The organism is Sporosarcina sp. Y1011 (genome assembly GCF_057669885.1).
This window is the reverse complement of record NZ_JBYHFP010000008.1, coordinates 97,784-113,030: the sequence shown is the minus strand read 5'-3', so window position 1 is coordinate 113,030 and position 15,247 is coordinate 97,784. Positions and strand designations below refer to the sequence as shown.

15 protein-coding genes are annotated in these 15,247 nt (G+C 39.2%); 14 read left to right on the top strand and 1 reads right to left on the bottom strand.

Translation table 11 applies throughout. From position 1 onward, the window contains the following. Positions 1-633 precede the first annotated feature (633 nt). From AC25Y5_RS11605 to AC25Y5_RS11570, 8 genes are all read left to right on the top strand, one after another. Positions 634-2,019: an LLM class flavin-dependent oxidoreductase gene (locus tag AC25Y5_RS11605; RefSeq protein ID WP_488140427.1), complete on the top strand. Its 1,386-nt coding sequence runs from the start codon at positions 634-636 to the stop codon at positions 2,017-2,019. A 213-nt stretch (positions 2,020-2,232) separates the two neighbouring features. Continuing rightward, positions 2,233-2,889: a carboxymuconolactone decarboxylase family protein gene (locus tag AC25Y5_RS11600; RefSeq protein ID WP_488140426.1), complete on the top strand. Its 657-nt coding sequence runs from the start codon at positions 2,233-2,235 to the stop codon at positions 2,887-2,889. 1,205 nt (positions 2,890-4,094) lie between these two features. After that, a complete protein-coding gene (locus tag AC25Y5_RS11595) occupies positions 4,095-5,384 on the top strand; it encodes a phenylacetate--CoA ligase family protein (RefSeq protein ID WP_482101017.1) in 1,290 nt (429 codons plus the stop codon). A gap of 30 nt (positions 5,385-5,414) precedes the next feature. Beyond that, the gene (locus AC25Y5_RS11590; protein ID WP_482100969.1) at positions 5,415-6,293 is read left to right on the top strand and encodes a branched-chain amino acid ABC transporter permease; all 879 of its coding nucleotides are present in this window, start codon (positions 5,415-5,417) and stop codon (positions 6,291-6,293) included. After that, entirely contained in the window at positions 6,293-7,324 is a 1,032-nt protein-coding gene (locus AC25Y5_RS11585) for a branched-chain amino acid ABC transporter permease (RefSeq protein ID WP_488140425.1), read from the top strand. The genes AC25Y5_RS11590 and AC25Y5_RS11585 overlap by 1 nt, the downstream gene beginning before the upstream one ends. Before the next feature lie 16 nt (positions 7,325-7,340). Further along, positions 7,341-8,126, top strand: coding sequence for an ABC transporter ATP-binding protein (locus tag AC25Y5_RS11580; RefSeq protein ID WP_482100967.1), 786 nt, complete (start codon positions 7,341-7,343; stop codon positions 8,124-8,126). Beyond that, the gene (locus tag AC25Y5_RS11575) at positions 8,123-8,863 is read left to right on the top strand and encodes an ABC transporter ATP-binding protein (RefSeq protein WP_488140424.1); all 741 of its coding nucleotides are present in this window, start codon (positions 8,123-8,125) and stop codon (positions 8,861-8,863) included. Before AC25Y5_RS11580 ends, AC25Y5_RS11575 begins: the two co-directional genes overlap by 4 nt. Before the next feature lie 15 nt (positions 8,864-8,878). Continuing rightward, the gene (locus AC25Y5_RS11570) at positions 8,879-10,057 is read left to right on the top strand and encodes an ABC transporter substrate-binding protein (protein WP_488140423.1); all 1,179 of its coding nucleotides are present in this window, start codon (positions 8,879-8,881) and stop codon (positions 10,055-10,057) included. A 150-nt stretch (positions 10,058-10,207) separates the two neighbouring features. On the opposite strand, the gene AC25Y5_RS11565 is transcribed toward AC25Y5_RS11570, so the two are convergent. Beyond that, positions 10,208-10,657, bottom strand: a complete 450-nt coding sequence (locus AC25Y5_RS11565) for a PaaI family thioesterase (protein ID WP_488140422.1) — start codon at positions 10,655-10,657, stop codon at positions 10,208-10,210. Between the two features lie 393 nt (positions 10,658-11,050). Here AC25Y5_RS11565 and AC25Y5_RS11560 point away from each other — a divergent pair, with 393 nt between their 5' ends. The 6 genes from AC25Y5_RS11560 (at position 11,051) to paaD (ending at position 15,237) form a co-directional block, all read left to right on the top strand. Continuing rightward, positions 11,051-12,076, top strand: a complete 1,026-nt coding sequence (locus AC25Y5_RS11560) for an NAD(P)/FAD-dependent oxidoreductase (protein WP_488140421.1) — start codon at positions 11,051-11,053, stop codon at positions 12,074-12,076. A 43-nt stretch (positions 12,077-12,119) separates the two neighbouring features. Then, a complete protein-coding gene (locus AC25Y5_RS11555; protein WP_482100962.1) occupies positions 12,120-12,359 on the top strand; it encodes a ferredoxin in 240 nt (79 codons plus the stop codon). Between the two features lie 271 nt (positions 12,360-12,630). Next, positions 12,631-13,536 (top strand): 1,2-phenylacetyl-CoA epoxidase subunit PaaA, encoded by a 906-nt coding sequence (paaA, locus tag AC25Y5_RS11550; protein WP_488140430.1) that lies wholly within the window; start codon positions 12,631-12,633, stop codon positions 13,534-13,536. An 18-nt stretch (positions 13,537-13,554) separates the two neighbouring features. Continuing rightward, positions 13,555-13,902, top strand: coding sequence for a 1,2-phenylacetyl-CoA epoxidase subunit PaaB (gene paaB / locus AC25Y5_RS11545; protein WP_488140420.1), 348 nt, complete (start codon positions 13,555-13,557; stop codon positions 13,900-13,902). Then, entirely contained in the window at positions 13,899-14,711 is an 813-nt protein-coding gene (gene paaC, locus AC25Y5_RS11540) for a 1,2-phenylacetyl-CoA epoxidase subunit PaaC (RefSeq protein WP_488140419.1), read from the top strand. The genes paaB and paaC overlap by 4 nt, the downstream gene beginning before the upstream one ends. 25 nt (positions 14,712-14,736) lie before the next feature. Continuing rightward, positions 14,737-15,237 (top strand): 1,2-phenylacetyl-CoA epoxidase subunit PaaD, encoded by a 501-nt coding sequence (gene paaD / locus AC25Y5_RS11535; protein WP_482100959.1) that lies wholly within the window; start codon positions 14,737-14,739, stop codon positions 15,235-15,237. The last annotated feature ends 10 nt before the right edge of the window (positions 15,238-15,247 follow it).

Below are 15,247 nucleotides of genomic sequence, written 5' to 3'. Positions count from 1 at the left end.
GGTGACGTGCAAATCACATCACCCCAACATTTGACTTAGAACCATATTAATAGTAATCTGTGTCACTTTAACCGATAACGATAATCTGTGTATATTTTTAGTGTAATTTTTAAAAAAATTATTTCTTTCAGAAAATAGATGGGAACAGTTTGTAGTGAGTATGTAAGTGAAGTTAAATTGATTATAAAATTCAAAATATTACATCATAACCCTTGACTCTTTTAGTAAAAGTAATTAGAATCTAATATACAGTTTACAAGTATCAGAATAGATTTGTAAAGGTTTTGGTAATTTGGAAATACTTATTTCTCCATTATAGAAAAAACTAGTAGAAGGCTATTACCAAAGGGTACACTTTAGTTGAGAATCGATAATAGACCAAATACTAGGTGATTTCACCGTAAACAGAGGTGTTTATAATACAATCGATACCTGGTTTTTACGATTATGTGCTAATGGTCGTTGATAGAAGAAGTCATATAATCTGATTTCTAGCGAATTCAAACGAGGCAATAGATGAATTTGTAAGCCTACTAGACAACTAGCGGCTCTCGATTTAAGAATTTTATTCTTAAAAGAGAGCTTTTTATTTTGGTTTACATTTGGTTCAATATCACTTAGGAGGAATATGAAATGACAAAAAAACGAATTCTATTAAACGCCTTTGAAATGAACTGCCCGAGCAATCAATCGCCAGGATTATGGTCGCATCCTGATAGTGAAGCTCATCGATATACAGACATCGACTATTGGATAGAGCTTGCGAAACTATTGGAAGCTGCACAATTTGACTCAATCTTTTTAGCAGACGTGTTAGGCCCTTACGATGTGTACGAAGGTACAAGGGATGCTTCATTACGCCAAGCAGTGCAATCACCTGTCAATGATCCACTCTTGGTTGTGCCAGCAATGGCTGCGGTGACAAAAAATCTTGGATTTGGCGTGACGGCTTCCGTTACACATGAACATCCCTACACATTTGCACGCCGCATGTCGACATTGGACCATTTGACAAAAGGAAGGGTTGGTTGGAATATTGTCACGTCTTACTTGAAGAGCGCAGCTTTAAACATGGGGCTCGATAAACAAATCGATCATAGTGCGCGGTATGACATTGCCGAAGAATATTTGGAGGTGTGTTATAAATTATGGGAACAGAGCTGGGAAGAGGATGCTGTTGTGAGAGACCCGAAACGTAAAGTGTATATTGATCCGGAAAAAGTGCATGACATCAACCATCAAGGAAAGCACTTCTCTGTTCCAGGTGCACACCTTTGCGAACCGTCTCCACAGCGCACACCAGTCATTTTTCAAGCGGGATTATCACCAAGAGGGGCTGCTTTTGCGGCTGAACATGCGGAAGGTATTTATATTTCCATGCCAACAGCTGACATTGCCAAAAAATACGTAGAAAAAATCCGTAGCCAAGCCGAGACATTTGGAAGAAAGAGGGATGAAATAAAAATCTTCAGCCTGTTCACACCGATTGTTGGACGGACACAAGAAGAGGCGGAAGAAAAGTACAATGATTACAAGAAATATATAAGCCTTGAGGGTGCAATGAGTCTGTTCAGCGGATGGACTGGAATTGATTTGTCAGAATATGATTTGGATGAGGACTTGCAATTTGTCGAAAATGATTCTATGCGTTCAAGGGTTGAAATCTTCACGAAGGTGGATCCGGATAAAAAGTGGTCAATCAAAGAAATCGCAGAATTTGTAGGAATTGGAGGAATCGGTCCTGTTGTAGTCGGGACACCTGAAAAAATAGCAGACGAAATGGAACGTTGGGTAAATGAGGCGGATGTGGATGGGTTCAATATTACGTATGCGGTCAAACCTGGATCATTCAAAGATTTCGCCGAACTAGTCGTGCCTGTTTTGCAAGAAAGAGGACTCGTACGGAAGCAGTCTGAAGCGACGACTATGCGGGCGAATCTATTCGAAGCCGGTGACCAGCTACCAGAACATCACGCGGGAAAACGCTTTTCACGTAAGCTGCAACCGGTTGATCAATGAAAAAATGTTGAGGGTATTCGAAAGAATTCCTAATGTATACAAATGAACATAATACAGGTTTTATAAAAACTGATTTCCAAAAAGGTCATGAGGCAAAAAAGTGATTGAATCTATTTGCGCTAAAAAGATTGTGAGAAAAGAATTACACCATTTTGAAGTTAAAGAAAAATGTCGGAAAAAACAATAAAAGATATTAATTAGGGGGAAGAAATTTTGAGCAGAGAAGAATTGTATAGAAAATCGTATTTTAACCGTCTTGGAGAATTAAGTGACCTTGTACCAGACACTTTCAAAGCTTTTGCACAGTTCGACAAACTCGCACTATCAGAGGGAAAGCTCACGAAAAAGTTAAAAGAATTAATTGCCATTGCTGTTGCTCATACAACAGGTTGTCCATATTGTATAGAAGTTCATGTGACAGCAGCAAAAACAGAAGATGTTACCAAAGAAGAAATGTCTGAAGCCATCATGGTCGCAACGGCCCTAAAGGCAGGCTCTGCACTTGCACATGGAGTGAATGCATTAAACGCATACGATCAAAATGAAGACGATGAATTATATAAAGCGTCATATTTTAATAGATTAAAAGAATTCTCAAAGCTAAATGGAGATGTATTTAAGTCATTTCTTGATTTTGATACAAAAACAATGAAAGAAAGTTTATTAAGTGTAAAAGAGAAAGAATTGATTGCTGTTGCTGTTGCACATACAACGGGATGCCCGTACTGTATTGACATTCATACGAAGGGTGCAAAGGGAGCTGACGCAACTATGGAAGAAATAGCAGAATCGATTATGGTTGCAACTGCATTAAAAGCGGGTTCAGCCTTGGCTCATAGTGTAAACGCATTAAATGCATTTGATTCATAAATATAGATATAAAATCAAGGTTCTTAGTGTTTCATTGCTTTATTGAACGGCAAAAACAGGTCGCACTAAGTGACCTGTTTTGTATTTACACTAATAAAAAATATTGACTTGCAAAGACCAGCAATTGCCATCTTTTTTTTCGCGTGTGTATATTTCACAAATTTACAAGTCCTCCTGCGACATCATTAAATCAGTCGCAAACCGATTACATAACTGGGATTTCGAGAAATTAGGGTTTCAGTCATTGGTGCGAAATCCATTTTTTGTACCCTAACATTTTAGTATAATGAAACAATGATTGATATCGGGTAGATGTAACAAAATAACTGGAAACTGAAGATATGTCCGCACCCGTACAAACCAAGAATTCGTTAAGTAATGTGGTGAATTCATCCATAAACAAATACCTCTTATATTACTTTTTTATAATATTACAGAATATATTTGTAGTTATATCACAGATGGAAAGAACCTATTTTACGCTTACGGTCGTTGTGTTCAAATGTCAATCCGCGTCACTTAATTCAAAGTCAAATCCGCTTAAGTTTTCGATTATAATCCGCTGTAAATACTTGATATTAAAAAAACAGACCTCATTTTCCTTTCACGGACATCTTTATAAAAAGTTTCTAATGCCTCGCACGTTACTACATACGTTAGCACCAAATAGCTTACGCCCAAAATGTATGAAAAAATCATTAGCCTTGTCTACAAATCACTTTTTTTCTCTGCTGTTTTGTTGAATATATCTGTACCATAGCAACATCGATTAGTGATAAAGGCAAGGGCAATTGGACAGAATTGATTAGTTTAAATAATTCTCGTTTCTCTCTTTTATTCTTGAAATGATGATTGATGAAACCATATTAGTATTAATAATTTGCGCTTTAGCTGGTATCAAAAAACCATTTAATTTTAAAAATACAAAACAATCTATATTAAATTTCCCTTTAGTTGAAGGTGATTTTGATTTGAGTTGGGATTTTGTACCATTACTTTTTTGCGATAAGAAAGAAATTCAGTTTGTGAATGTTCAGAAATTTAAATTGACATTGTCTGAACTTTGTATTAATCTATTGTTGCATTACAGAATTCTAACTAAGCGTTTATTTTTAGTTATATTGGAATGACCTAGAAATATTAATTATCTAAAAGGGGGAAGTATTTTGTATAATCCGGAAATTGAAACAGCCTCACGCGAACAAATGGAAGAGTGGCAGTTAACTGGTCTTAAAGAGACAGTGAAAAAGGTATATGGTAATGTTGATTTTTACAAAAAGAAGTTTGATGAGCTTGGTGTAAAACCCGAGGATATTCAAACTATTGATGACATTGTAAAACTGCCATTTACGGTCAAGAAAGATTTTCGTGATACATATCCATATGGATTATTCGCTGAGCCAATAGAAAATATTAATCGGATTCATGGTTCATCCGGGACAAGTGGCAAACCGACAATCGTTGGTTATACCGAAAAGGATTTAAAAAATTGGGGAACTATTGTTGCAAGAGCAATCGTTACGGCTGGTGGAAGGAAATCGGATGTATTTCATAACGCATATGGTTATGGATTATTTACGGGTGGTCTGGGACTTCACCAAGGTGCAGATGAACTTGGCGTTGCGACAGTTCCAATTTCCGGTGGAAATACAGAACGCCAAATTACACTAATTAATGATCTGAAGCCAAGAGGTATTTGTGGAACGCCTTCATACATTCTGAGCATCGTTGAAAAGATGGAAGATATGGGGATTGACCCACGTGAGACCAATCTTGAATATGGCATTCTCGGAGCGGAAGCATGGTCGGAAGAAATGCGTGCTACTCTCGAGAAAAAACTAAACTTTAAAGCAGTAGATATATATGGTTTAAGTGAAATTATGGGACCTGGCGTAGCAATTGAGTGTCATGAAGAGCAGGACGGTCTTCATATAGCAGAGGATCATTTCTATGTAGAAGTAATTGATGTAGATACGCTTCAACCTGTTGCGGATGGAGAAAGTGGGGAGCTCGTCTTTACCAGTCTTCAAAAGGAAGCGCTGCCAATTATCCGCTACCGTACGGGAGATATTGCTTCTATCACTCGTGAGAAATGTAAATGTGGAAGAACTACGACGAGAATGTCACGTGTCAAAGGACGAACGGACGATATGATGATTATTCGCGGTGTAAACGTTTTCCCGTCGGAAATGGAAAGGGAACTTCTCCAAGTTAGTGAACTCACGCCAGTGTATCAGATCCATTTAGTCCGTAAAGGTGCTATGGATGCTGTAGTACTACATGTTGAGTGTGATACATCTCTTTATAATGAAATTGGTGAAGATTTAAAACACGAAAGAATTACTTTATTAAAGAGAAAAATTCAACACCAGATGAAAAATACTTGTCTCATATCCGTAGATATTGTTGTGAATCCACCAAAAACGATTCCACGTTCGGAAGGAAAGGCTATCAGAGTTGTCGATAAACGGGAGAAATGCCTAGTTAGTGTTTAATTAGCAAAACTAAAAAGGGGTGTGTGTGTGATGGGGGACCTTTTACAGTTTACGTTAACTGGGATGACAATTGGCAGTATTTATGCCATTGTCGCTCTCGGTTTCGTTACTATTTATAGTGTGACAAAGGTTATTAATTTAGCTCAAGGAGAATTTGTAATGTTGGGTGGTTTGACGATGTTTTCTTTATCGTCTGCCGGTATGCCCTACTGGCTCGGTTTTATTGTGACTATCATCTTTGTTTCGATGATAGGCTGGGGAATGGAGTTTGTTCTAATTAGGAGGGCTAAGGGAGCAAATGCCATTAGTCTGATTATATTAACGATTGGAACGGCCATATTTTTTCGTGGAATCGCTAGTATCATTTGGGGGAAGGATCAATTGCGAGTTGCTCCGTTTACAGAAAATAATCCGGTTAACATTGCAGGAGCTACAATTACACCACAAGCAATTTGGGTTATCGTAATAATGCTTTTAGTAGTTGTACTATTATATCTTTTACTTGATAAAACAATGGTAGGTAAAGCGTTCCGAGCGTCATCAGTAAATCCATTGGCAGCACGATTGATGGGAATCAGCCCTAAAAAAATGTCAGCGCTTTCATTCGCTTTAAGCGCAGCGCTCGGCGCATTGGCGGGTCTTGCTATCGCCCCAATTATGTTCCCAGCCTATGATATGGGTACAATGCTCGGTATAAAAGGTTTCTCGGCAGCAATTTTGGGCGGGCTTGGAAGTGCCCCAGGAGCTGTTATTGGTGGATTGTTGATTGGCTTATTGGAATCCCTAGGTGCTGGTTACATCAGCTCAGGAATGAAAGATGCGATTACTTTTTCGGCGATTCTGTTAATCTTACTAATTCGCCCTAGTGGTATTTTAGGTGAAAAAAGCGTTGGAAAAGGAGGATTGTGATGAAGTTACAAGGGGTTCAACAAACAAAATGGATGGGTGTGCTACTCTTTGCTTTGGTGATTATTGGATTCCCATTTGTGGTCACACAGTCATTCTATTTAACACATGCAACATTCGCTGGCATTTACGCTATTATCGCGATTGGACTCGGGTTATTGATGGGATATGCAGGTCAAATTTCACTTGGACAAGCTGCGTTTTACGGTGTTGGCGCATATACGACGTCAGTATTGACGGCGACAATGGGGTGGAGTCCATGGGTAAGTTTGCCATTCGCACTTCTTATTCCTGGATTGCTGGCCTATGTCATGGGTCATACTATGTCACGATTAAGCGGCTACTATCTTGCAATGGCGACGCTTGCACTTGGAATAATCGTCCATACGCTACTGGTAGAATGGCGTGACGTAACAAAGGGTGCTTCAGGGTTTTATGGAATACCGCAACTAAAATTATTTGGTTACACGATTAATCAAGGAATTCCCTATTATTACCTCGTTTGGTTTTTCGTCATCATCGTCTTAATTCTTTCTTTAAATATTGTTCATTCGAGAGTAGGGAGAGCGCTACGATCAATTCATGACAGTGAAATTGCCTCAAGTTCGATGGGTGTGAATACAGGGAAATATAAAATGCAAATCTTCATTTTAAGTGCTATGTTTGCCGGACTTGCGGGCTGGCTATTTGCACATATGAGTTACAGTATTTCACCAGCAGCGTTTACATTCGATGCATCAATTCTTTTTTTAGCAATGGTCGTACTAGGAGGAAGTGGCAGTGTATGGGGAGCGTTAATCGGAACAATTCTAATCCGAGTTGTAGGTATTATCGTTCATATGCTTGGTGAACAGTTTCCTTTCATTACCAGTGACTTTGAACATGTCATTTACGGCTTGATATTAATGCTTGTTGTCATTTTTGTACCACGCGGCTTGTTCCCAACTATTGCTGATTGGGTTGAATCAAATTTGTCGAAACAATCGAGTAAAAAACAAAGGATTAAACTAGGGGCAAAAAGGGAAGTTTCATGAAAGTGAGGCGATTTGATTGTTGAAGGTTGACGCTATTACGAAAAAGTTTGGTGGAGTCGTCGCCAATAATGAAGTTTCATTTACGGTTGAAGAAGGACAAATTGTTGGATTGATCGGTCCAAACGGCGCGGGGAAAAGTACAATGTTTAATATGATTTCTTCGATTTTTCCACCCACTACTGGAAGTATTACATTTTTGGGGAAAAGAATCGAAAAACTTCCAGCATTTCAAGTTGCGCCATTAGGTATTTCACGTACCTTTCAAAACATACAGGTATTTAAAAGTATGACAGTCATCGAGAATGTAATGGTTGGTCAGCATGTGCAAACGAAGACGGATATTCTTGGAATGATGTCACTACTTCTCGGTTCAAAGAGAGAAGAGAAGCAAGTATACGACAAAGCAATGAGTTATTTGGAGTTCTTTGGTCTTGAGGATCTCTATGATCAGAAGGCGGCTAGTTTATCACTCGGAAAGTTACGTCTGCTTGAATTCGCAAGAGCGTTTGCGACAAACCCGAAATTACTATTACTGGATGAAATTGCGGCTGGATTGAATCATAAAGAGACTCAAGAAATGAGCGAATTAATTATAAGAGTGCGCGATACGGGCGTGACAGTTTTAGTTGTCGAGCATGACATGGATCTTGTTATGAGCATTTGTGAGAAAATTATTGTTTTGGATCAAGGGACAAAAATAGCCGAGGGAACCCCAAAGGAAATTCAAGAGAATGAAGCAGTTATCACTGCCTACTTAGGAGCTGATATAGATGAAATCGAAAAGGTGGAGGAGGCGATATGAGCAAAAATAAATTAATGGACGTAGTCGATATATCTGTTAGTTATGGGCCTATCCAAGCATTAAAGGGCGTCTCTTTATCCGTTGATAAAGGAGAAATCGTTGCATTGCTTGGTGCGAACGGTGCCGGTAAAACAACCTTATTACAAACGATTTCAGGGATTTTAAAGCCGACTAATGGAAAAATAATATACCAGGGGAATGACATAACTGGAATGGAAGCAGAAAAAGTCGTTGGGAGACATCTTGTGCACGTACCAGAACATCGGCAAGTATTTTCAACGATGACTGTCTTGGACAACCTATATCTAGGTGCCTATCATCATCGTAAGAAGACCAAAATGAAAAATATTGAAAAAAATATCGAAAGAGTTTTCGGATTATTCCCTATATTAGAGGAGAGGAAAGACCAATTAGGTGGAACGATGTCCGGCGGGCAGCAGCAGATGCTTGCTATTGCACGAGGTGTTATGTCGGAGCCTGAATTACTACTTCTCGATGAGCCTACGCTAGGATTGGCCCCGCTTATTGCGAAAGATGTGCTTGAACTCGTTCGGGATTTACGTGCTGAATTCGGCACGACCATATTATTAATAGAACAGAATGTTACGGCCTCTTTAAAAATTGCCGACCGTGGTTATGTAATTTCACACGGAGGGATTGTAAATAGCGGGAGCTCTAAAGAATTGTTAAATGACCCTGAAGTAAAAGAAGCATACCTAGGTCAAACAGTACACTAAAATGGGGGATAAAAAATGAAAAAGTTATTTTTAACATCGCTATTGACTATAATGACTGTATTGATCCTTGCAGCATGTAGCGGGGGGTCAGACAATGAAGAAAGCTCTGGCGAAGTCACTGAGTATAAAATTGGAGCTATTTACTCGAAAACTGGACCGAATAGTCCACTTGGCGAGCCAGAATGGAATGCAACTAAATTAATTGAAGACAAGATTAATAGTGAAGGCGGTATCAATGGAGTACCGTTGAAAATTATTTTAGCTGACGATGAATCTAGCCAGGAGAAGGCAACACAGGAAGCGAATCGTTTAGTCAATGATGAAAAGGTTCTTGTGCTTCTAGGTTCATCTGGAAGCGGTGAAAGTCTGGCGATTAAAGGGATTGCGATGCAGCAACAAGTACCGATGATTTCAGCTGCAGCAAGTACACATATCGTTGAGCCAGTCGAAGAAGCAAAGTGGGTGTTCAAAACGCCACAATCTGACAGACATGCGGTTGAGCGCGTTTATATGTATTTAAAAGAGCAGGGAATCAGTAAGGTTGGAACTATTATTGACTCAAATGCATTTGGTTCAAGTGGACTCGAACAGATGGAAGCACTAGCAAAGGAATATGACGTTGATATTGTTGCAAAAGAAAGTTACAACACTCAAGATCCAGATATGAGTGCACAACTCACAAAAATTAACAGTGCGAAAGCAGAAGCAATTGTCGTATGGGGAACAAACCCAGGTCCGGCAGTTGTCGCTAAAAACACACGTGATTTAGGTATTGATTTACCGATTATAGGAAGTCATGGAATTGCCAACCAAAACTTTATCACACTAGCTGAAGATGCGGCTGAAGGGGTTGTTATTCCAACAGGTAAGTTACTCTTCCCGGATCAGATTGCGGAGGATGATATCCAATTTGACGTGATTTCTACTTTTTATAAAGATTACTTAGATAAATTTAGCAGTGAGCCAACAAACTTCGGTTCTTACGGCTATGATAACTTAATGCTTGTCATCGAGGCGTTGAAAAATGGGGCTACGGATCGCGAATCGATTCGTGATTATTTGGAAAATGACGTTACGAAATGGATTGGTACAACAGGAATTTACAACCTAACTGCTAAAGATCATAACGGTTTAACAGCAGATAGCTTAGTTATGGCTGTTGTTAAGGATGGTAAGTGGACGCTACTTAACTAATAATTAGGATCTTAGAAAAAAATACACCTACATCTATGACGTATCCTCTTAATAGAAAGCACCCCCCGCATCGATTAAAACCGATGCGGGGGGTGTTTTGTACTTGTTATATTTAATTAGGCTTCTTTGAAAAACTAGCCTCTTTTTCACTTACTCTTCTATTTGAATGAAATACTCTTTTTTTCGATATACCATTGCTTGCATCGTTGCAACAAGTTCTTTTCCATTACTGATATCAATAGTATACCAGGCAAGGCGGTGGTTTCGTTTATCTTCGCGGGCGACAGCAGTAATTGTTTCGCCGGGAAGAGCAGCCGACATAAAATTCATTGTCGTTGTAACTCCGACTGCAGTTTTTCCATATGAGTTACTTGCAACAGCAAAAACGTAATCAGCTAATGAAAACAATACTGCACCGTGAACCGTATTGTGCGAGTTTAACATATTCTCGTTAGGAACTAGTTCCGCTGTAGCCGTACCGGGACCAAAATCTTTCAGCTTCATGCCGATAAACTGTGCGTATGGCTCCTGCTCCATAATAGTGCGAATTTCATCATAGTGTTGTTCGTGAACAGCGAAATCGTCAATGCGTGTTGTCATTTTGCCACACCTCTCATTAATTCAATATATTTTTTTGGAAATTACTGCTTAATTAGGTACTTAAAAGATGAAAATCTCTACGGAAATACTCAATTATTATAAAACATAAACTAAACGGTATATAAAAAATAGATATACAACTAGTCAAAATCGTACCATATATAATTCAGAAAGTGAATAAAATTCTGAAAGTTACGTGAAAATGGTGTTAAACTAAGAGTTTTCAGAAATTATTGTTGACACTGAATTAATTATGTATTAAAGTACTTTGTATAACAAGAAATAATCGTAACGTTCAAATTCAGTTATACTATTGAACTGGTACACACCGTCGGAATGTTAACCAACACGTTGGCAAGTGAAATCAGATAATCGGAAAAGAGGAGTTTAGTTATGAGTAACGAACAAAAAGTCTTTGATGTGACAGTTATTGGTGGAGGCCCTGTAGGATTATTTACCGCATTTTACGCCGGTATGAGAAAAATGTCTGTGAACGTTATTGAAAGCCTGCCACAACTTGGTGGCCAGCTCTCTGCTTTATATCCTGAAAAGTATATTTATGATATTGCTGGATTTCCGAAAATTAGTGGTCAGGAACTCATTGATAATTTAGTAAATCAAATGTCTCAATTCGAGCCGACGATCACACTTGAACAGGACGTTCAGCAAGTAGAGAAACAAGTTGATGGAACTTTTAAACTGACAACGAATCGCGCAATTCATTTTTCAAAGACTATAATTATTACGGCGGGTAATGGCGCGTTTCAGCCCAAAAAACTTAATCTGGACTCAGCAGAAAAGTTCGAAGGTAAGAACTTGCATTACTTCATAAAGGATTTACAACAGTTTGCAGGGAAGAATGTACAAATTTTTGGAGGTGGCGACTCAGCTGTTGACTGGTCATTAATGCTAGAGCCAATTGCAAAAAAAGTGACGCTTGTACACAGACGCGATAAATTCCGTGCTCATGAGGCAAGTGTAGAAAATTTAATGAACTCATCCGTTGAAGTCAAGACTCCGTTCGTGCCTATAGAATTTATTGGTGCAAATAATATAGAACAGGTTGTCCTTGAAAAAGTGAAGGGCGATCAAGAAGAAGTAATTGATGTAGACGACGTTATCGTAAACTACGGGTTCGTTTCATCACTCGGTCCAATTAGCGAATGGGGCCTTGAAATCGTGAAAAATAGTATTGTCGTCAACTCAAAAATGGAAACGAATATAGAGGGCATTTATGCAGCCGGTGATATTTGCACGTATGAAGGGAAAGTAAAGTTGATTGCAAGTGGATTTGGCGAGGCTCCGACAGCAGTCAGCAATGCTAAGGTTTACATCGATCCAACAGCGAAAGTACAAGCAACTCACAGTACAACGCTTATGGAACAAACAGAAAACAAGAAAGTTAAAGTCGGTCAATAAATGATAGGCGTGTTGCGAACAGTATAAGGAGGGGACGAATGGAATGGCTAAATATACGATTGTTGATCAGGAAACTTGTATTGCCTGCGGAGCGTGTGGGGCGAGTGCGCCAGACATTTTTGATTATAACGATGAAGGACTTGCGTTTGTACATCTAGATGATAACGAAGGGTGTTCTGAAGTTGATGAAGATCTATACGATGATCTAGAAGATGCATTGGAAGGCTGCCCTACTGATTCAATTAAAGTATCGCAACACCCAATTGTACTAGAGGAAGCATAAGAGAGTTAATTCGATTTCATCACTAGTCTATTCGCATGTTAACGGACTACTTAAAATTCAAAATTTGACAGTCAAAAATAAAATTTAAATTTATCAGAATACATTTGCTTTTTGAATATCTATGCACTATACTGACCTTATATATAACGATATACGAAGTCATCGTTAAAATCTTGTTATACGAAGCGGTGAGATTATATACTCAAATAAAGGGGGATTTAAATTGACGACTTTACAGATTACGGCTGATGAGGAAAAGGTAGCACATTTTATGCAACGTATTGAGGCAGGGGATAAGATCGAAGCAGATGATTGGATGCCTGAAGAATACAGACAGACATTGATTAAACTGGTTTCGATGCACGGTATTAGCGAAATAATGGGAGCGCTTCCTGAGAAAGAATGGGTACCGAAAGCCCCTTCTCTTAATAGAAAGCTTGGCATTATGGCAAAAGTACAGGACGAAATGGGCCATGGCCAGCTGCTACTTCGAGTTACTGAAGACTTACTAGTACCATATGGCAAAAATCGTGGAGATATAATGCAGGACTTATTCAATGAGGACTTGAAATTTCATAATGTATTCCACATGGAAACGAGAACATGGGCAGATGCAGGCCTCGTAGGCTGGCTTGTTGATGGAGCAGCTATTATTACACAGACTGATATGCTAGGGGCTTCATATGGACCCTACGCAAGGGCGTTGCAACGCATTTGTGCTGAAGAAGTATTTCATGCACAGCATGGTGAGTCAATCATCATGGCGTTGGCAGAAGGTACGGAAGATCAAAAGGCAATGATTCAAGACGCTCTTAATCGCTGGTGGGAGGCATTACTGATGTTCTTCGGACCGGCAAGCAAAGAAACAACGGGTTCATCTAAACAAGACTTAACCATCAAATATAAAATCCGTACGAAAACAAATGAGGATTTCAGGCAACTCTTTTTTGATAAATACATTCCGCGTATTTTATCGCTTGGCTTAACAATTCCAGATCCGACTTTCCACTACGATAAAGAAAATGAGTTATGGTCGTATCAACAACCAGATTGGGAAGAGTTTAAGAGAATTATTAAAAATAAAGGGCCCCGTTCACAAGCACGCCTGAACTTGCGCCGATCTTCATATGAACATAGTGCATGGGTTCGTGATGCACTAAGCGCGACAATCAACTAAAGATAGGAGTTGGGGAAAATGGCACAAGAGAATACATTTTATCAAGAATATGAAGTATTTAGTAAACGGACGCCGAGTTCGTCATTCCAGCACCAATTCAGCTTGCTGGCTCCAAATGAAGAAATGGCCATCATGTTGGCGCAAGAAAATTTCATGCGCCGCGAACCGGTTGCCGACATTTGGGTTGTGAATCGGAAGCACGTTAGAAGGTTGGACGCTGAAGAGAAAATGACACTCGGCAGACTTAACAATAAAGATTATCGTACGACAAAAGGATACGGCTACTTAAAGAAAAAGTGGCGTCACTACGAACAGGGAATGTTGGATGAAAAAGAAATCTTGTCATGGGGAGGAGATCAGAAATGAGCACTATCGAAAACGTATTGACCGCGGAAAACAAAGAAGCGATAACAAGTTTGTTATTCCAATTAGCGGATGATGATTTCTTGTACTCTTATCGTGGATCTGAGTGGCTAGGGCTCGCTCCTCACATTGAGGAAGACGTCGCTTCTTCTTCAATTAGCCAAGACAGTATGGGGCATGCAGCAATGTTCTACAAGCTTCTAGAAGATTTGGGAGTGGGAGAAGCGGATGATCTGGCTCATTTGCGACCGGCACATGAAAGAAGAAACAGCATTTTGACTGAGCGAGTAAACGGTGATGGCTATTATATGGAAACGCCCCAGTATGATTGGGCATATCAAGTTGTAAGAAGTTATTTTTACACACAAGCAAAAAAAATGAAAGTCGATTCTTTATGCCAAAGCTCGTATAGACCACTTGCTGAAGCTGCAGTAAAAGTGAAAATGGAACTTTATTATCACAGGTTACATTGGGAAACTTGGTTTAAGCAATTATTGAGTTCTACCGATGTTGCAAAAAAGAAAATGAATGATGCAATTGCTCTCGTTATGAAGGACTTTGGAGATGTATTCTCTTTTGGAAATCAAGAACAAGCAATTGAAAAATATAAACTGATAGACAATGAGGAAAAGTTGAAAGAAAACTGGATAGCAAGCATCGAACCAGTGTTTGTTGCTCTACAAATGGATCTACCGACGATTCCTGAAAAACCAACGAATAATGGACGGAATGGCGAGCATACAGAAGATTTGGATGAAGCACTGCTTACACTTTCAGAAGTTTACAAGTTAGATCCGGCGGCTACCTGGTAACTGAAAAAGGAAAGAGGCGATCTTAATGACTACAACTTTAGAATTAACAACGGAGCGTGTACTAGAAGTGCTCATGACAGTGAAAGATCCTGAAATTGACTCAGTTAGCATTATTGACCTTGGTATGGTTGAAGAAGTCACTACTGAAGGAAATAACGTAAAAGTAGTTCTACTTCCGACGTTTTTAGGATGCCCGGCTCTCGACATTATTAAAAAAAATACGGCAAATGCTATAAAACAACTTCCTGAAGTGGAAGAAGTCGAAGTAGAAATCGTCTTTCATCCACCTTGGACGTCAGACCGTATTACAGAAGAAGGGCATGTGAATCTGCGAGCGTTCGGAATAGCTCCACCACCCCGCCATTTTGAAGAAGATGGTTCATGGCATGTTGATTGCGCATATTGTGGATCTACATATGTGACAATGGAAAATATTTTTGGGCCGACTGCGTGCAGAAGTATTTTGTATTGTAAGAGCTGTAAAAACGTATTTGAGGCAATGAAACCTGTTTCGACACTAATGTAAAGTGAGGAGA